Source organism: Paenibacillus sp. USHLN196 (genome assembly GCF_037144955.1).
In the GTDB taxonomy this organism is placed as follows: Bacteria; Bacillota; Bacilli; order Paenibacillales; family Paenibacillaceae; genus Paenibacillus; species Paenibacillus xylanexedens_C.
In genome coordinates this window covers 267,620-284,779 of the sequence record NZ_JBBCYH010000009.1, presented here as the reverse complement: position 1 = coordinate 284,779, position 17,160 = coordinate 267,620, and the positions used below count along the sequence as shown (strand labels likewise).

Genomic DNA, 17,160 nt, shown 5'->3' with positions numbered 1-17,160 from the left:
TGAGCTTCCATCTGGCCCATCTCCATGACCATGTGGGACACCGCCCTTGGCTCCATCTCCATCAGCATGGCCAGACTTCTTACCACCACCCTTGAGGACCTTGACCCCATTTTTGACCAATGAAGCCCCGCCGTATCCACGACTCGCATCGTAGCCCCAATATCGTTTAACCCAGTGTCGTGGCTCTCTTGTTCCGTCAGGGTCAGCATCGTGCGGTTGTCTTCGCCTTTCAGGTCCATGAACGGTTTGGCATACTCTTCTGCCGCACTGGCTCCGTCCCGCTTCACCTGATCCCACGATTTCTTATTCACCTTGCATTAGCACTTTTATGTGTTTTCTGCACGCAAAAAAGCTCATTCCTACTCCATAGTTCAAGTTGGAACGAGCCTTGAAAATTTAACTTTTATCAATTTTTTGAATAATGTAATGTTTGATTTGTTGATTGTACTGTACGATTCTCACAACTAAGAATTAAACCCTTTTTGGTTAGGTAATATGTTATTGGTTAAATGATAAGGTCATACGGCAACGGATAACCCCCACTGAGATATTTTGCTTTTTTGTTCACTTAGATTGGATTATCCGGGAATTGTTCAGAGTACCTATTTACCAGATTTTGTAGAGCCGTATCTTGAGGAGTCTCGTTTAAGTACTTGTATTTCCAAATGATAAGTTGGTCACTAAAACTATAATTGGTATCAAACCAATTTGTATAATCAAAGTGAACTTTTAATTTTCCTGTCCTTTCCAAACTTAAAGTAAAAGAATACCATAACTCTTGACCCTCATCTTTAAATATTTCTCTCATTTTTTCTGCTAATGACAGAAGTTTTCTTTTATTTAATTTAAATTCCCTCTCGTTCACTTGATATTTAAAAGGAATCTCAAGACTATATTCATACCTCTCCGGATTCTTTTCAGGTTGGTAGAAAAAATACGCACCTCCACCATTATCAGAAATTTGAGCATAAAAATAAAACTCTCCCCAACCCTCCGGTATCATTTCATTGACTGTTTCAGCTATCTGCCGGTATAAATTGTTTAGTATTTGTTCCAATTAATTCAGCCTCCTGATTGGTTTTTTATTGTTTTCTCAAAAATACCTCTGCCTTCAATTTCGTAAACTACTTCGAAAGCATCTGGCCTCATTGAATTGCCCGAATAGATCGGTTCAATTTTCACTGTAACTTTTTTAGGTGGTACTTCTTTAAGAGCATTCGCCCAATCAGTTTCCATTTCATACCACACTCCGCCACTTCGGTTGATTTGGCTATTTTGTGGGACGAGGTTATCAATATCCTTTGGCCCTTTAAATTGTGCTCCTATTAAATGTCCACCGTCGTCATCAGGTAATCTGCCTTGTCCTTTTCCAACCGTCCTCTGTGCATATTCACTTCGGTCTCCTTTACCAAGTACAATGGTTCCTTCACATTCAATAATACGTCCTTGACTATCCGTACGATAAGTATAACCATCGGGTGATGTGTATTCCACATTCGGTTTTATAGCCTTTTTTCTACCTTTCTTTGTAAAGTGTTCTCCATAGGTTACTATTTCATAAACTGGAGGGGCAGGAGTAACAGGTTTAGATGTATCCTTCGGCTTAGCTGGTGTAACGTTTGAAGAATTAGACGACTCTTTAGAAATGGTTCCTTTCGATGGCACACTACTCTCTCTCGAATCCACATGAGATGTGTTCGGCAATCCCTTCGAACTGCCAGAGCCACCGTCTTTCCCTCGATTCCCACCTGGTTCCGAGAACATGTGATTGTCGTTCTTCACAATCACCATGACATTCCGGCCATCTACCAATTGCATACGTTGAACTCGCCATGGAACACTGGCTGCTGCGCCTGCGGTCACTTTACCCAAGGCCTGGCTGATTCGTTCTCCCAGCTCTGCGAGAGATGAAGGCATTAATGCCGCATTGGTCTTGAGCTTGCCATCCTTCATGGCACCGCCTGAGCTTCCATCTGGCCCATCTCCATGACCATGTGGGACACCGCCCTTGGCTCCATCTCCATCAGCATGGCCAGACTTCTTACCACCACCCTTGAGGACCTTGACCCCATTCTTGACCAAGGATGCCCCGCCGTATCCACGACTCGCATCGTAGCCCCAACATCGTTCCGACCAGTGTCGTGGCTCTCCTGTTCCGTCAGGGTCAGCATCGTGCGGTTGTCTTCGCCTTTCAGGTCCATGAACGGTTTGGCATACGCCTTTCCCGCGCTGGTTACATCTTGCCAGATCTCTTCCCCTGATTTCTGACCCGTGACCAGGTCTCCCGTGTAATCAATGGCGTTATTTACGCCCGTGATCGTTCCTTGTACCGTAGCATTCCGCTCCGTTAACGCTCCGACCTGTCCCTTCACCCAGCTGTATAATCCTTGGGCATTGTCACCCCCGACAATCCCTGTAAATGCAAGATCAGCCACATCACCGACCATACTGAGTAGGCTTTTCCCCTCTTCGATTACTCCATCTCGTTTGCCCTTTTCACGTGCATCCCGATTTCGCTTCAGCCGCGCTTCCTTGGGAAATACAGTTTCACCTTCGCGCCGTGCTCGGGCATAACAAAAAACAAGCCAATCATGGTGGTGTCTGACCATAATCGACCTGTTCAATACAATCTTCACGTGCGTGCAACCAAAATGAAAATGAAGAAATCTCTACACGGGTATAACATGGATTATATGTGTTATTGGAGTGAATAATGAGTTTATTCGGCACTGGGAGGATCTATCACATCAATTCCCAACATCCATATTAAAAAATGAAAAAGGCTACACTAGCGTTTAGCCCGTATTGTGGCGTGGTTAATATAATTATTGATAGATTCAAAATACTTGGACAAACCGTTACCTTTCTTCTTCACTATCTTTTAGAAAGTCCTCTTCTTCATAAGGATAATTCAATAGTGCTAAATTTTCTTTTGTCAGATACCATTCCCGATAATCTAAATTGCTATTTATAATCAAACGCCCTTTAACTCTTTTAAATAGAGGATACGCGGTGTGATCCTCAACAACCAGATCCAGATTGTTTAATTTCAATAGTTTTCCAACTACTTCGAGTAGTTTTAACCATCCGATTTCAATCGTATGCGTTTTAAATTGAATACTAATAAAAACATTCGTATCTACACCATATGCTTCAAGATTTGCCTTCCGATAACGTTCTGTATAGTCATCATCATCATCTAAATTAATGCTCATTGAAAAATATGTGCATCCGACACTTACGCTTTGAGTATAGGACCTGTCCCATACTTGTGCCTCATAATCAATTAATTCTACAAATAATACTTCGCATAACATATTGTATAGCAATTTGCTCAATTCTTCTTTGGGAAAATCAGAACCAATACTTAACGAATAATCCATTTTACTCATACCTCCAATACGTTCTAGTTACTTGACGGCCTTCAATGACTAATAGTTCATTTAAGTATTTTAAATCCTTGTGAGTTTGACTTAATATAAACTCTATAAGTTCAGTTCTTTTTTCAAAAGGATAATCATTTAAATTCAACACTATTCTCCTTGCTTGATTTGTGGTTTTATCTCTGAGCATTTTAAGAATAGTATTTAGATTAGTTGATTTAGGAGCATAACAATCAAACACTTGCCCCTCTATTATGAAGTCTGGACTCTTATCAGGATTAATACCGTAGCCATTTCCATCGAAACCATTTCCATTTGGAAGTTCATCAAGCATTACCGTCCGATATCCTTGTTCGGCAAGAACATTAGCAGATTCATTTTGTCTTTCTAATCCTCTATCACCTTTTGGTGGAATCTCGGCATAATTCCCCTCAGGTTTCCCATCCTTAGGTAACGATGGTTTAGTAATTATAGAATTGGGCCTGATTTTAGATGTATAAGGAATATACTTATCACTATATAGCTTGTGCTCAGAACTAGTTTTCCAGTCTACGTTTTCCTAACCATATTTTGAACGGAAATACTCATCCCATTCTGGTCCGGTTCTTGGTGTCTGTGCATCTTTACCTGTCCTCTCAGTGTTCCCATCCTTCGACGACATACTGGTCTCTCTCGAATCCACATGAGATGTGTTCGGCGATCCCTTCGAACTCCCAGAATCACTGCCTTTCCCTCGATTCCCACCTGGTTCCGAGAACATGTGATTGTCGTTCTTCACAATCACCATGACATTCCGGCCATCTACCAATTGCATACGCTGCACTCGCCACGGAACACTGGCTGCTGCGCCTGCGGTCACTTTACCCAAGGCCTGGCTGATTCGTTCTCCCAGCTCTGCGAGAGATGAAGGCATTAATGCCGCATTGGTCTTGAGCTTGCCATCCTTCATGGCACCGCCTGAGCTTCCATCTGGCCCATCTCCATGACCATGTGGGACACCGCCCTTGGCTCCATCTCCATCAGCATGGCCAGACTTCTTACCACCACCCTTGAGGACCTTGACCCCATTTTTGACCAATGAAGCCCCGCCAAACATAGCCCCCGCCGTATCCACGACTCGCATCGTAGCCCCAACATCGTTCCGACCAGCGTCGTGGCTCTCCTGTTCCGTCAGGGTCAGCATCGTGCGGTTGTCTTCGCCTTTCAGGTCCATGAATGGCTTCGCATACGCCTTTCCCGCGCTGGTTACATCTTGCCAGATCTCTTCCCCTGATTTCTGACCCGTGACCAGGTCTCCCGTGTAATCAATGGCGTTATTTACGCCCGTGATCGTTCCTTGTACCGTAGCATTCCGCTTCGTTAACGCTCCGACCTGTTCTCCCTTCACCCAGCTGTATAATCCTTGGGCATTGTCACCCCGACAATCCCTGTAAATGCAAGATCAGCCACATCACCGACCATACTGAGCAAGCTTTTCCCCTCTTCGATTACTCCATCTCGTTTGCCCTTTTCACGTGCATCCCGATTTCGCTTCAGCCGCGCTTCCTTCAGTGCGCTCTCTCCCATCATGGCAAGACTCTGATCGAATGCAGACTGAATCATGTCGAAGGAACGATGGATCTCGGCTTCCAGGACTACATTCTCACTCTTGCCGTTGACCTCTTCCACGAGCTCCACATGATCTGTCATCGTCTGAATATACAAGCCCTCTGTACCCTCCAGACTGACGCTGGCCCCGCTGATGTTTAAGTCACCCATGCATTGGATCTGCACGTGGGTTGTGCTATTCAATGTAACCCCGTTACCCGCAGCCATCGAGATAAATAAGGCGCCCTCTTGGGCGTTCATGACAAGTTCGCTGTCGCCAAGGGTGAACGACTTCCCTTGCGGGTTGCCAAAGGACTTGACACCGGGGTCTTGCATCGCTTTGCTGCTCTTCTCCACATGTTCCATTTCCGTTGGTTCCTGACGAACCGACTGCATCACCATGGCTTCGTCTTCTTCTGCACTTGGGAAATACAGTTTCACCTTCGCGCCCGGTTCAGGCATCATGTACCATACTTGGCTGCCTTCCGCGGCATACGGGAACCAGCGTGCCTCTCCGGCCTGCTGACCCTCATCCATATCCAGATGAATCTTCACCTGGTTACGTTTCACATCAATGATTTTCCCTTCGATCGCAGCACCCGTGATCATCGTCTGAAGCTGTCTGGGCAGGGGATGCGATGCTGGCAATGCACATGTATATTTCCACTGTAGCAAGCCCCGTTCCAGCATCGCTTGGCGAGAGATTATGTTGTAGATATGGCCATCTGAGGATACTTCATCCCCCAATTGAAGCTCCTGCCCCAGATCAAAACTATACGTTGTATACTTCTCCTCGCTTACTGCATGTTTCCCGTGGGCTTCAGTATGTAAAAAACGCTCAATATTACGACTCTTCTCAAAAGGGATGGATTTCAGCTCAAATGCCCCTCTGCCTTCAGGATATCCAATCCAGAACCGGGGCTTGTGTGCAGTCACATCCGGCACCAGTTCTGCTCCCAGATGAGAAGCCAGCCGTTTCAGAAAGCTCCAGTCGGTCTCCTGATACTGCATAATAAAAGCGCCCGTCTTCGTGTCATCAAAGGCAAAATCAATATAGTCTCCTTCAGGATAACCCTTCATAACACGATTAACAATGTCCAAATAACGCAACTTCTCGTTCTGATAAGATTTCGTTCTCTGCAAGGTATCCAGTTCATAGGTATGTGAGATGACGGAAGCCATCACATACACAACCCCTCTGGTGGCTTCGACTTTGATCTCATGCAGTTGTCCTTTGAACAGGGGTAACTCCCTCCCGGCTTCATCCTTCTGGATGAAGCCGACTCGATCGTGACTTCCAGCCTTCTGAATCATGGTCTCTTCCCATTCTTCATCTACCCATCCACTGAAGAATAACCGAGCATGTCCCCCCGCTTGCTGGTTCAATTCCAGCTTATCCAGGCGTATCTTGCCATATGGCCAATGGACATGGATATCCCCATAGGTTAGCGTTGATTTTTCCAAGGTCTGCACAATGTTCCCCCTTTCTTATCTGTATTTATCTTACAGTTGACCATCAATTTCAATCTTGATAATCCCGCCTTTTCGGCATATCAGTTCAGATCGACTGAGCAAAGCAGCCTCTCCTTCCACCAGCACGTCCTCCTTGCCCTGGCTCCATTTGTTGAAGAACGTATCCGGATCACACAATGCTCCGTCCATTTTACAAAACCCGCATCGTCCAACGTTAGCCAGCGGAATCACGTCTGCAACATTCAATACAGGCTGTTCCTTGATATAGATGCCGTGGGAAAGAGGGAGGTTCAGTACACCCGGATCTGATCCCTGACTACAGGAAATCTCTGCACCTCTGACCACATAGGTGAATTCACCACCGAAGCCTCCTGACATCAAAGCTTTGAACAGCATGGGTAGCAGCATTCTAATCCCCCCTATGTTAATTAATGGATTGGTTCATTTCCGTTTTCACTCATTTGCGTACATGTGAATATCGCCCTTGTTAGAAGCCGCCATAGATGAAGCTGTTCAACCGGAAAACGGACATTTCCTGTGACCGCTCTTCCACTTACAGACGTAACGAACACGATGTCGTACGCCATTCCCAAGGTTGAGGGTTGAATGGATTCTCCATAGAAGACAATCAGGCTATCTCCTTGTACCGTTTCCTCATTTAACCATTGCGCATCCTTTTTGAGCATTCGTATCTGATCTGTGATAACACTGCCCATTCTCTCAATCTGGCTGACGTGCAATGGATGAGAAGATCTGGATAGGCCTAAGCTGATACCCTTTTGCTCATCGATCCACATGACCTCATCTCGTTCATGGCTGTTTCGGCCATCCTGCAGTTTGCCACGGGGAACCTGGACCAGATGATCCGGTATAGGGAGAGTTAGTAGCCCATCCCAGATCCGTTGATTTTTCAACATGATGCTTTCTTCTTCGGTCTCTATCCATCCCTGGCGTACTCCGTATGTAACCTCTTCCTGCGTCACCAGCTTCCCACTTGCCGCTTCAGCTTCCTGAATGAGCTTCGCCAAACGGAAATCCCGATCCATTTTCAGCAGCATCTCATCACCATATCGGTTCATTCCAGATCCAACTTTCGCAAGATAAAGCCACTCAACCCTCTGCGAAGCATACTTTCTGCTACATCAAGACGAACGATTACACCACTCCCTCTTACTCCCTCAACTGTAAGTATGCGTTGATCTTTAACTCTCTCACTCTGTAATAACAGTTGCTGTGTTGAACCATTCGGATAAAACAGGCTCCTGTCAGACAGAGCCAACACAGCAGGGATATGACATGCCCAGTAGCTCAGCTGTTCCCCGCTACCCTGATCGATGAAGGTGACGGATTTGAATATCAGTGCTTCATCGATCATTTCCATCAGCCGCTTCATGCGATCACTGACAAAATATGATGGCCTACTTATCCAATCGGTCGGCTCTTCATTCGGTTTGCATTCAATCATCATGACAGATGAAATGGGCAACTCATCAAAACTGGCTTTTAGTACAGGAGGCCTGAACGGATTCAATATCCGATGATCTTCGGTCAGTTCATAAAATCGTGGGATCATAGCTCCTCCTCTTCCTCATGGGATACAACCCAGCGTATCGATTCAATCTGATCTTCATTCAAAACATGTGTATACCTCTCACGGTCATGAATACATATCTGTGCCTGACTTAGCCTAGCCCCCTGAAAATCAGCATGGAATAACTGTGCTCCCCTGAGGTCGGCGCCTTCCAGATTGGCTCCGGCAAAACAGATCCCCTGAAGACCAAGAACACCTTCCTGGAATTCCATACTTGCTCCGTCACTGACATCAGACAGGTTGGCTCCACGCAGGCTGGATTCCCGGAACACAGCATCCATAAGTAGCGCCCCTCTGAGGTCAGCTCCACTCAGATCACTCTGTTCCCATTTGGTCCCAATCATCACAGCACCTCTTAAGTTACTCTTGTTTAGATCGGCATGACTGAAATCGGAATACCTGATATCAACGTGGTCGTATAATCCCTCTGCCAAGGATAGTGACGTATAGTCTCCATAAGCACATTCCAGCCCTTCCGCTACTGATAATTTCTTGCGGATGTTCTGCATGTCCCTATACCCATAGTCCCTGATATACACGGGTTCACTCCAGTCCTTATATTCACCTACCCTGATCTGAAACTGATCTGCACGGTTGATGTGTTCCATCTCTTTCAAATTAACAACATGGGGAACGGCCAGACGTGCAAGCGCAATGACGTAGGCATTGAATCTCCCTGCGGACTGCAACATCATCCGTTCAACATCAGAAGCATTCAGTACACCTCCATAACGTCTCATTGCGATATCAAGTAGCTCTTGTAACGAAGACAACGGCTGGAATGCCCACGTCGCATCATATGTGTGCATACACTCCACCTCATCCCAATACCATTGATCGGAGTAGGCTTCCATCAAGCAGGTGTAACTCCCCTCCAATATAGATGTTCTCAACATGGAACAATGAAGGATTGAGATTGGTTCTTTCCCGAGTTCCTGTTGGACCCATTCTGCTTTTACACAGAGTTGCCGCATAGACTCTACGAAAGGTTGAATTAACGAGTTTTGATGTTGCATGATATACGTCCTCAGGCTTGAGAGATGTTCCTGAAGTGCGGGTTCCAATATTTCCTGCTGTAAATGTGCAATCGCTTCCGCTTTGTTCATTTCTCTTCCTTTCTACCACTCTTGGCTAATTCATCTTGATCTCCGCCCCGTGCATCTTCAACTCTTCTTCCAGAGTGATGGTATTGCCCTTTCCGGTTAACTCAACCTTCTCGCCTGCGATCCGAATAGTTTGTCCGGACATAACGACATCCTGACCCGCTGTAATGCTGACATTCTGATCGCTTACAATCTCGATGCCATTCTCGTCACTGACCGTGATATACATTCCACCCGCCGAGATCACAATTTTGTCTGGAGCCAGCATGATCTCTTTCCCATATTTGGTTCGGAATGTCTTGATGTCTGGATTGCCCATACGATCTTCGGGCACCGGGGGCGGGGCTACTCTGCTGGCCGGGCTAGATTTACTTCCGCCTCCACCTGCGCCTGAACTATTACGATTGCTCCCGTTTGGACTTCCCCCAGACTGTCCTGAAGCACTACCCTTTCCAGCCGCTGGTGATGCCGTTGAAGCCTGTTTCGATGCAGCTGGCACAATTTCAGGATCTTGCCTTTTTACAGAGCTTATGGCAATGCCCTCTTCCTCTTTTTTGCTCGGAAAATAAATACGAATGCTGTCATTCACTTCAGGCATGCAATACCAGCCCGTATTGTTCTCGGAAGCATAAATCGTTGAATAGGGAAAGAAATAGGCTGTGCTCTCATCCTGCTGCTCATCCATATCGAGCTTCGCACGAACTTTGTCCCCCTTGACTTGAAGAACCGAAGCCTGAATGGAAGCGCCAATAATGGAAGTATTGTAGCTCTTCTTATAACGAAGCCCCTCCGCTGGAAATAAGGAGTATGTATGATTTAGCAAACTATCGATGAATCGGGTCTTTGCCTCACCTACAATCCACTTTTTGGATTTAAACTCTACTTCATTCCCTACTTCGAACCATTGCCTGCTGTCCGCTTCGTATACGATATAATCCGGATCTTTGGCACCCGGTACTTTATTTTCCTTTGCAGAACGATAGTCGGCAATTCGTTTGGTTGCTGTGTAATGGGATGCTTGCAATTCTCCCTTATACTGGCCTTCGGGTAAGCCAAAATAAAGCTTAGGTTTGCCTGACGCTGTATCCGGTACAACTCCAGTGTAGAAATGGGAGGCCATCCTTTTGATAAATTGCCAATCTGTTTCCTCATACTGCATCACAAAATCTCCGATTTTACGGCCATCTGTAGCAAAGTCAATGATATCTGAACCTTCATAGGTGGAAATAATCTTGCGTACCAAATTCTTGTAGGACAGATTGGGGTTTTGGAAGGAACGCTTGTGCAGCTTTACATCCAGCAAATAGGTATGGGATACAGCTTCAACCTTAAGTGTATGTACATCGTTAATGACGTTCACTTTCACATGTAGTACCACACCAGAGAAAAACACCTTCTCATGTCCATCGTCATTGATAATTTTCACGTTAATATCGGTTTGAGATGTTGTTGCCTGAACATAGCTGTCTTTTCGGGCTTCCGGGATCACTGCCGTCAATTTCATTCGCGCATGTCCGTTCATCGTTTTATTTACTTCAAGGGTCTGAAGACGAACGATTTCGTAAGGTGTTACCCGAACCTGACCGTATGTTGTTGCGGATATATTCATGAATAGGTCTCCTTGCATCTCGAATGAATTAATGGATTAAACTTTATAAATGTATTTATATAAATCGGAATTTTATGGAATATTTTGAATATGTAGAAAGTCTCAAATTGTATGTGTGTTTACGCACTTGAATTTCTAAATAAATCTATAGTCTCACTTGTTTACCTATAAAGTGTCTAATATTTTCTTTTGTTCATCTGGAACATTCCTTAACCAAACCGGTTCAGTTCTGTCCACCTCCCTCATAACCTAGTTAAAAAGGTCAAAGGAGGCTGGACCGGATGTCCCCGATGAAATCATCTAGCGGTCTGGATGAAAATATTGCTGGCATGCTCTGTTATCTGTTTACCTTTGTAGGAGGAATTGTCTTTCTCGCTGTGGAGAAGCGGAGTCGGTTTGTGCTATTCCATGCGTTGCAATCTGTAACGGTCTTTGGCATCATTATGGTCGGGCATGTACTATCAGCTTTCCTTCCGTTGTTTGGCCCCCTCGTGGCATCGCTGTTATCCCTGCTTGGTGTAGTGGTCTGGCTTATTATGGTCGTCACCAGTCTACAGGGGAGGTGGCTGAAGCTGCCGTGGGTTGGTGATTTTGCAGAGAAACAGTTACGTCATCTGTAATCCCCGCTCATCATAGTTAAATAAAACAAAAAAACACCGAAAACACGACTCTGCAGAGCCTGTTTTCGGTGTTTCGCATCTAAAGGTGTCTCTTTCATTTGTTCATGTGATTGAACATTCATAGCATAAACGATGTATGCCATAAACCATTCATGCTGTATATCATCATGGTTAACCTGATTCATTATTCATTTTGTGAATCATCTATTTATAACAGTTAACATAACAATCCTGCTGGATGATAATCCTAGCCTAATTCGGCTAATTAAGCTGACTTGCCTGTTTCCCCAAGGATGGCATCCGCCTGTTGTTCAGCCATCTTGGCAGCTGTTTCCTTGGTGCCCAGACCATTAAACAGCAGATTCATGAAGATCGCCGTGAAACTGCCTGCAATGATACCATTGCCGAGCATAATTTGAGCCCAGGCCGGTGCCCCTGCGAACAGCTCAGGTACAACGGTAACCCCAAGTCCCATACCTACAGAACAAGCGATGACAAACAGATTCTCATGTCGGTTCAGATCCACCTGACTGCCGATAATCCGAATGCCTGATGATACCACCATGCCGAACAAGGCCACCATGGCTCCGCCAAGAACTGCCCCTGGAACGAGCTGTGCGAGCGCCGCAATCTTCGGTACAAATCCAATGACCACCAGGATTCCACCAGCCACCACAATGACATCACGCGTCTTCACACGTGTCATCTGTACCAGTCCTACATTTTGCGAATACGTTGTATATGGGAAAGAGTTGAAAATACCACCTAACACAATGGCCAGACCCTCTGCACGATAACCGCGGGCCAGATCCTTGGAAGAAAGGTCCTTGTCCAAAATCTTGCCCAGAGCCATAAATACGCCTGTGGACTCGGCCACGCTGACAATCGCCACCAGAATCATCGTCAGGATCGGTACAATCTCAAACGTCGGTTTACCGAAGTAAAACGGCTGAACAACGTGGAACCAACTTGCATCTCGAATAGGGGCAAAGTTCACTTCACCCATGAACCCTGCTGCCACTGTACCTACCAGCAGACCAATCAGTACCGAGATGGAACGGATAAAACCTGTTGTAAATCGAGTCATTAGAATGATAAAGAGCAGCACGCCGAAGCCGAGCATTAGATTAACTCCGCTGCCGAAATCTTCTGATCCCTGACCGCCGCCCAGATCGTGGAAAGCAACCGGAATCAAGGTTAGACCGATAATCGTAACCACCGAACCCGTGACCACGGGTGGAAAGAGCCGAATAAGCTTCCCAAAGATTCCCGAGAAGATCAATACGAACAGCCCTGAGGCAATAATCGCTCCGTAAATGGCAGATACTCCACTGTTCATCCCGATTAGGATCATCGGAGACACGGCCTGGAATGCACAACCGAGCATGACAGGCAGCCCTACGCCGAAATATTTATTTCCCCATACCTGAAGCAGTGTAGCCACACCACATGCGAGCAGGTCAATGGCAATGAGATAGGTTAGTTGTTCCTGTGTAAAGCCCAATGCGTTACTGACGATCAATGGGACAACGACGGCTCCTGCATACATCGCAAGCACGTGCTGTAGTCCGAGGGAGAACGTTTTGATTGGATGCCGATGCCGCTGAAAAATACGTTCGCGTGCCATATTAGTTCATGCCCTCCTCGTCCGCAAATGTAACCTGTCCATCCGACAGTGCCCCGATGCGAACCAGCGATTCCACACGGTATCCTGCTTCTTTCAGCAAGCGACCTCCCGGCTGGAATGCTTTCTCAATAACGATACCGATACCAACCACTTCTGCTCCGACCTGCTCCACAATGCGGGCCAGACCAAATGCTGCTTCACCATTCGCCAGGAAATCATCAATGATCAGCACGCGGTCACCAGGCTTCATGAATTTCTTGGCAACGGTAATTTCATTCGTCTCCTGCTTGGTGAAAGAGTATACTTTCTCCACCAGAATGTCTTCCGTCAGTGTGAGTGACTTCTGCTTCCGTGCAAAAATCAGCGGTACATTCAGTTCCAACGCGGTCATGATGCCTGGTGCAATCCCTGACGACTCAATCGTCAGCACACGTGTGATATTCTCACCTTCAAAGCGGCGAATGAATTCCTTGCCCACTTCCTTCATCAATACCGGGTCCATCTGGTGGTTCAGGAATGAATCCACTTTGAGTACTTGCTCGGACAGGACAATGCCTTCCTGTCTTACCTTGTCTTTTAACAATTGCATAGTAATTCTTCCCCCTGAATGCCCTCCGCGCAGAAGCTCACATGCTCTTCCAATCGCATGGTAAAAAAGCAAAAAGCCCGCCTTTTCACACGCTGCGGAATAACCGGAGACGGGAAAGACGGACTTGTACATATATGGACAAGCCGTATGGATGCTGCAAGTGCCTGGAAGGACAGACAGAGACACGATGTCACTCTGACACGTCAAACGCCAAACAGTCTATTCAGGATCAGATGTGAAGCTACCTGAACCTGCTTTTCAGTCAAACTGTCTGAGAATGATCTTATTCCAACCCTACAAAATGTTGCAGCATCTTTCCCGTAGTCCGATCATTCCGGTGATCGGGTAGAGACATGCAGGCCTATTCCTGCACATATACGAGTAACGGCATATTTAATTTTTGGCTCCATGATTCGTTACAATGTATGATCGCGAACCTGAATATAAATGGTTAAACATAACTGACAATGTTAGAAGTATACCGAATCGACGGCATGAAATAAAGAAGTATTTTCATGGAAATTGCGGAAACTTGTCTTAATTTGCAAACAAAGGATGATTGGAATGTGTTTTTTATGTACAATATGAGGACGGAAGCGCGGATCTGAACGGATAATGCATGGAGACGCGGCCTACATCATGAATTAATGATCAAAGGAGATATGCAGACATGAAAGGCGTACTTAACGAATTCAAAGAATTTGCCGTTCGCGGCAACGTCATCGATCTGGCGGTCGGTGTCATTATCGGGGCTGCGTTTGGTAAAATTGTCACATCCCTTGTGAATGATATCATCATGCCCCCGGTTGGAAAACTGCTTGGAGGGGTTGATTTCAGCCAGAAGATTTTCAATCTGGATTGGGATATGAAAACCGCCAGCGGGCAGGAAATCAAGACATTAGCACAAGCCAACGAAGCTGGCGCAACCGTAATTGCTTACGGGCAGTTCATCAACGTAATGATTGATTTTATTATCGTTGCTTTCTGTATTTTCATGCTTGTTAAAGGTATCAACTACATCAAAAGCAAAGAACACAAAAAGCCCGAGCCGAAAAAAACGACCAAGGCTTGCAAGTATTGCCTATCCGAAATTCCGGCTGCGGCTACCCGCTGCTCGCACTGTACTTCAGAGCTCGAAGCAGAAGGCACCGGCGCTCCGGCATAATCACGATGAACCTTTAAAGACGCACCGGATTGAATTTCTGATATAAATCCTGATGCGGGGGACAACCTCTTACTTGCTAGGGTTTATGTATGAAAAGCTAGCCATCTGGACTTCATTAACAATGGGTTGCGTAGCTTAAAGGTTTAAAGGTTCCACCGTAAAGGTGGGGCCTTTTTTGGTGCTTAAAATACATGTGATACATGTGCTCCCCCATGAATGTCATTCGCAGCCATGCTCATGAACTAGAAACGGCGTGGCAGCAAATGTTCCAGGATCGACTTCAGATCTTTATCTTCTTTGTAAACTTCTTCCCCAGTATCAAGCTCTGTCACGCGAATATATTCAAAGTTTGCCGAAGCATCCACTGGCTTGAACAACAATTGGGCCTCATCTTCCAAACGTACATTAAAACCCATATCCTTAAACATGCTGCTTAACTGACTGTTAGCCGGTTCCTGACCTTGCCCTACAAATATAAGTCCTCTAAGACTTTTACGTTCCTGAGGTTGCGGATAAATCACCTGAAAGTGTACAATGCATTCCATACGATCGTTCCCCTTTCGTTTAAAACATACTTTGTGAAATTTTGAACTTTAAAAACTGCTATATAAGGAGATACGTTTCATGACACCAGAACGTTTCGACATTTATGACGATCAGCAACATTGGATCGGTACAGCACTGCGCAGTGAGGTCCATGCCAAAGGATATTGGCACCGTTCATTCCACTGCTGGATCGTGCGTGACGAAGGCGCGCAACGACGGGTTCTTTTTCAGCGGCGGCGTGATATTAAGGATACCTTCCCCGGATGTTACGACATTACAGCAGCAGGTCATCTCACCGCAGGTGAACAACTGCAAGACGCCAGTCGTGAGCTGGAGGAAGAACTGGGTGTGAATGTTCCATTCGAGGCACTAACCTATCTATTCACGGCTACACAGCAGCTCCAAGGAGAGGTCCGTGGTGTTCCATTCGTAGATCGGGAATTCAGTGCGGTCTATGGACTATGTCTGAACCAGCCGCTCGAAGCCTACGTTCTGCAGCCCAGCGAGGTGGACAGCCTGTATGAAGTGCCCCTGGATGATCTGCTCGCTTTGTTTCGTAATGAGATCGACGTGATCCAAGCTACCGGAGTTCAGACCCAGCCGTTGACATCACCGCCACATTCCATCGGTCATAAGGACCCGTCCAGCGATCATGCAGCTTATGAACCAGAGCATATCGTTCGCCAGATTCGGGCGAGGGAATTCGTGCCTCATGGTACAGCTTATTATACGGATGTGCTGGAAGCTCTGTATCACGTGCCCAAAGATTGATCACGTAGAGTCCTGTTCAACCCAATCCAGTTCAATCGAATGTTCATAGCTTCATTTTCTCAAAAATAGCATAACTTCATACCCATACTATCGACTTGACTGGAAACAGATGCTGTGACGAACATCACTGTCATATCTCAAACCAGCACAAACAGGCGTCTGCCTCTGGGGCAACGCCTGTTATATGTACCACCCGTATTCGTTACATCGAGAACCAATCTGGCACCAGCACGTTCACTCAATCACATGTCAATTAGTTGTCGATCTGCCTAGCTCTTGTCATCCTCCTGAAGGAGAAGACCAGTAACGGGCAGAGAGTTCCCCGTACCGATGTCCATAGCGGGACTCCAGTTCCTCACCCATATCCTGTTCCAATTCATACAATACCAGCTCTTGAGCAAAATGATTCAGCAGCAGTCCGGTCATCACCGGATGCTCCGTAACTACGGCCTGTGTGGCGCATGATTCCCCGCGCATGCCCAGCATGCACCAGCGGCGGTCCACCACCAGAGAGAATTTCCGACCATTACCTGTGCCATACAAAGGCAAACCCGGCCAAGGTACGGGCTGATCCAGCATGCCTTCCCCACCGTCACACGACCATAACAGCCGCACACCCCGAGCTTCAGCCTGCTGTAAGTCATTGCGTAACAGTTCCGCCTCTTCACGCCAAACGTCTACGACAATCTCATGCTGAGCCTCAGCCAATTCACGACTCAGATTCTCAAACACATTCTTGTCACCTTCGATGTTATAGAAGACAGGCTTCTTCGGTTCACTCTTGGGCATGCTGCTCTGGACATAATCCAGAGAGGTACGCATTTGATCGGAGATCATGCGTGTCATCTCCTCAGGCTTCAGCACACTGTACTTCGCTGGTTCCCCCGGACTACACCGCAAGAATCCACGCTGTTCGAGCCGTTGCAGGGTCGCATATACATTGGAACGGGACACGCCCAGACGCTTCGCAACCTCATATCCTGAGGCTGATCCCTGACGGGCGAGTTCCACCATAATTTTAGATTCCATCTCGGTAAACCCGAGATGACGCAAATGATGCAGCAGTTGGTCCATATTCCCGTCCCCCCATGCTGTC

The 17,160-nt window shown here is 46.4% G+C and carries 20 protein-coding genes and 1 riboswitch; of the genes, 3 read left to right on the top strand and 17 right to left on the bottom strand.

What is annotated here, in order from left to right:
• The 13 genes from WFI24_RS22195 to WFI24_RS22135 all read right to left on the bottom strand — a co-directional run.
• Positions 1-311, bottom strand: a 311-nt coding sequence (locus WFI24_RS22195) for a hypothetical protein (RefSeq protein ID WP_336764273.1), incomplete at its 3' end; no start/stop codon positions are given.
• A 257-nt stretch (positions 312-568) separates the two neighbouring features.
• Entirely contained in the window at positions 569-1,057 is a 489-nt protein-coding gene (locus WFI24_RS22190; RefSeq protein ID WP_336764270.1) for an antitoxin YezG family protein, read from the bottom strand.
• Positions 1,058-1,062: 5 nt separating this feature from the next.
• Entirely contained in the window at positions 1,063-1,953 is an 891-nt protein-coding gene (locus tag WFI24_RS22185) for a DNA/RNA non-specific endonuclease (protein ID WP_336764267.1), read from the bottom strand.
• Entirely contained in the window at positions 1,950-2,636 is a 687-nt protein-coding gene (locus WFI24_RS22180; RefSeq protein WP_336764265.1) for a hypothetical protein, read from the bottom strand. The genes WFI24_RS22185 and WFI24_RS22180 overlap by 4 nt, the downstream gene beginning before the upstream one ends.
• Before the next feature lie 222 nt (positions 2,637-2,858).
• Entirely contained in the window at positions 2,859-3,383 is a 525-nt protein-coding gene (locus WFI24_RS22175) for a hypothetical protein (protein ID WP_336764263.1), read from the bottom strand.
• A 1-nt stretch (position 3,384) separates the two neighbouring features.
• Positions 3,385-3,717, bottom strand: coding sequence for a hypothetical protein (locus WFI24_RS22170; protein WP_336764261.1), 333 nt, complete (start codon positions 3,715-3,717; stop codon positions 3,385-3,387).
• Positions 3,718-3,942: 225 nt separating this feature from the next.
• Positions 3,943-4,770, bottom strand: a complete 828-nt coding sequence (locus WFI24_RS22165) for a hypothetical protein (RefSeq protein ID WP_336764259.1) — start codon at positions 4,768-4,770, stop codon at positions 3,943-3,945.
• Complete coding sequence (locus WFI24_RS22160; RefSeq protein ID WP_336764257.1) at positions 4,767-6,443, bottom strand: hypothetical protein; 1,677 nt, start codon at positions 6,441-6,443, stop codon at positions 4,767-4,769. Before WFI24_RS22160 ends, WFI24_RS22165 begins: the two co-directional genes overlap by 4 nt.
• A 30-nt stretch (positions 6,444-6,473) precedes the next feature.
• Entirely contained in the window at positions 6,474-6,851 is a 378-nt protein-coding gene (locus WFI24_RS22155; protein ID WP_336764255.1) for a DUF4280 domain-containing protein, read from the bottom strand.
• A 20-nt stretch (positions 6,852-6,871) separates the two neighbouring features.
• On the bottom strand, positions 6,872-7,522 hold the full coding sequence (locus WFI24_RS22150) for a hypothetical protein (RefSeq protein ID WP_336764254.1): 651 nt from the start codon (positions 7,520-7,522) through the stop codon (positions 6,872-6,874).
• Positions 7,519-8,016 carry an imm11 family protein gene (locus WFI24_RS22145; protein ID WP_336764253.1) on the bottom strand — a complete coding sequence of 166 codons (498 nt, stop codon included), beginning with the start codon at positions 8,014-8,016 and terminating at the stop codon, positions 7,519-7,521. Before WFI24_RS22145 ends, WFI24_RS22150 begins: the two co-directional genes overlap by 4 nt.
• Positions 8,013-8,888, bottom strand: coding sequence for a pentapeptide repeat-containing protein (locus WFI24_RS22140; protein WP_336764285.1), 876 nt, complete (start codon positions 8,886-8,888; stop codon positions 8,013-8,015). Before WFI24_RS22140 ends, WFI24_RS22145 begins: the two co-directional genes overlap by 4 nt.
• 277 nt (positions 8,889-9,165) lie before the next feature.
• Positions 9,166-10,746 carry a contractile injection system protein, VgrG/Pvc8 family gene (locus WFI24_RS22135; protein ID WP_336764251.1) on the bottom strand — a complete coding sequence of 527 codons (1,581 nt, stop codon included), beginning with the start codon at positions 10,744-10,746 and terminating at the stop codon, positions 9,166-9,168.
• 281 nt (positions 10,747-11,027) lie between these two features.
• On the opposite strand from WFI24_RS22135, the gene WFI24_RS22130 reads away from it, so the two are divergent.
• The gene (locus WFI24_RS22130) at positions 11,028-11,366 is read left to right on the top strand and encodes a DUF4870 domain-containing protein (RefSeq protein WP_336764249.1); all 339 of its coding nucleotides are present in this window, start codon (positions 11,028-11,030) and stop codon (positions 11,364-11,366) included.
• Between the two features lie 265 nt (positions 11,367-11,631).
• On the opposite strand, the gene WFI24_RS22125 is transcribed toward WFI24_RS22130, so the two are convergent.
• Positions 11,632-12,993: a nucleobase:cation symporter-2 family protein gene (locus WFI24_RS22125; RefSeq protein ID WP_336764247.1), complete on the bottom strand. Its 1,362-nt coding sequence runs from the start codon at positions 12,991-12,993 to the stop codon at positions 11,632-11,634.
• Between the two features lies 1 nt (position 12,994).
• The gene (locus WFI24_RS22120) at positions 12,995-13,582 is read right to left on the bottom strand and encodes a xanthine phosphoribosyltransferase (RefSeq protein ID WP_307540132.1); all 588 of its coding nucleotides are present in this window, start codon (positions 13,580-13,582) and stop codon (positions 12,995-12,997) included.
• Positions 13,583-13,883: 301 nt separating this feature from the next.
• Positions 13,884-13,983: riboswitch (purine riboswitch) on the bottom strand.
• Positions 13,984-14,252: 269 nt separating this feature from the next.
• On the opposite strand from WFI24_RS22120, the gene mscL reads away from it, so the two are divergent.
• A complete protein-coding gene (mscL, locus tag WFI24_RS22115; protein ID WP_336764244.1) occupies positions 14,253-14,747 on the top strand; it encodes a large conductance mechanosensitive channel protein MscL in 495 nt (164 codons plus the stop codon).
• Positions 14,748-14,989: 242 nt separating this feature from the next.
• Here the strand turns inward: mscL and WFI24_RS22110 are convergent, their stop codons facing one another.
• Complete coding sequence (locus WFI24_RS22110; RefSeq protein ID WP_017690846.1) at positions 14,990-15,292, bottom strand: hypothetical protein; 303 nt, start codon at positions 15,290-15,292, stop codon at positions 14,990-14,992.
• 79 nt (positions 15,293-15,371) lie between these two features.
• Between WFI24_RS22110 and WFI24_RS22105 the strand changes: the two genes are divergently transcribed.
• On the top strand, positions 15,372-16,064 hold the full coding sequence (locus WFI24_RS22105; RefSeq protein ID WP_336764240.1) for an NUDIX hydrolase: 693 nt from the start codon (positions 15,372-15,374) through the stop codon (positions 16,062-16,064).
• Between the two features lie 279 nt (positions 16,065-16,343).
• Here the strand turns inward: WFI24_RS22105 and WFI24_RS22100 are convergent, their stop codons facing one another.
• Positions 16,344-17,138 (bottom strand): TrmB family transcriptional regulator, encoded by a 795-nt coding sequence (locus tag WFI24_RS22100; protein ID WP_336764239.1) that lies wholly within the window; start codon positions 17,136-17,138, stop codon positions 16,344-16,346.
• Positions 17,139-17,160: the final 22 nt, after the last annotated feature.

Bases quoted from the DNA above. Each gene is read 5' to 3' on its own strand.
- WFI24_RS22170 (WP_336764261.1), bottom strand. From the start codon at position 3,717: ATGCTTGATGAACTTCCAAATGGAAATGGTTTCGATGGAAATGGCTAC.
- WFI24_RS22130 (WP_336764249.1), top strand. From the start codon at position 11,028: ATGTCCCCGATGAAATCATCTAGCGGTCTGGATGAAAATATTGCTGGC.
- WFI24_RS22150 (WP_336764254.1), bottom strand. From the start codon at position 7,522: ATGAACCGATATGGTGATGAGATGCTGCTGAAAATGGATCGGGATTTC.
- mscL (WP_336764244.1), top strand. From the start codon at position 14,253: ATGAAAGGCGTACTTAACGAATTCAAAGAATTTGCCGTTCGCGGCAAC.
- WFI24_RS22125 (WP_336764247.1), bottom strand. From the start codon at position 12,993: ATGGCACGCGAACGTATTTTTCAGCGGCATCGGCATCCAATCAAAACG.
- WFI24_RS22120 (WP_307540132.1), bottom strand. From the start codon at position 13,582: ATGCAATTGTTAAAAGACAAGGTAAGACAGGAAGGCATTGTCCTGTCC.
- WFI24_RS22145 (WP_336764253.1), bottom strand. From the start codon at position 8,016: ATGATCCCACGATTTTATGAACTGACCGAAGATCATCGGATATTGAAT.
- WFI24_RS22155 (WP_336764255.1), bottom strand. From the start codon at position 6,851: ATGCTGCTACCCATGCTGTTCAAAGCTTTGATGTCAGGAGGCTTCGGT.
- WFI24_RS22140 (WP_336764285.1), bottom strand. From the start codon at position 8,888: ATGGAAGCCTACTCCGATCAATGGTATTGGGATGAGGTGGAGTGTATG.
- WFI24_RS22185 (WP_336764267.1), bottom strand. From the start codon at position 1,953: ATGAAGGATGGCAAGCTCAAGACCAATGCGGCATTAATGCCTTCATCT.
- WFI24_RS22135 (WP_336764251.1), bottom strand. From the start codon at position 10,746: ATGAATATATCCGCAACAACATACGGTCAGGTTCGGGTAACACCTTAC.
- WFI24_RS22100 (WP_336764239.1), bottom strand. From the start codon at position 17,138: ATGGACCAACTGCTGCATCATTTGCGTCATCTCGGGTTTACCGAGATG.
- WFI24_RS22175 (WP_336764263.1), bottom strand. From the start codon at position 3,383: ATGGATTATTCGTTAAGTATTGGTTCTGATTTTCCCAAAGAAGAATTG.
- WFI24_RS22105 (WP_336764240.1), top strand. From the start codon at position 15,372: ATGACACCAGAACGTTTCGACATTTATGACGATCAGCAACATTGGATC.
- WFI24_RS22110 (WP_017690846.1), bottom strand. From the start codon at position 15,292: ATGGAATGCATTGTACACTTTCAGGTGATTTATCCGCAACCTCAGGAA.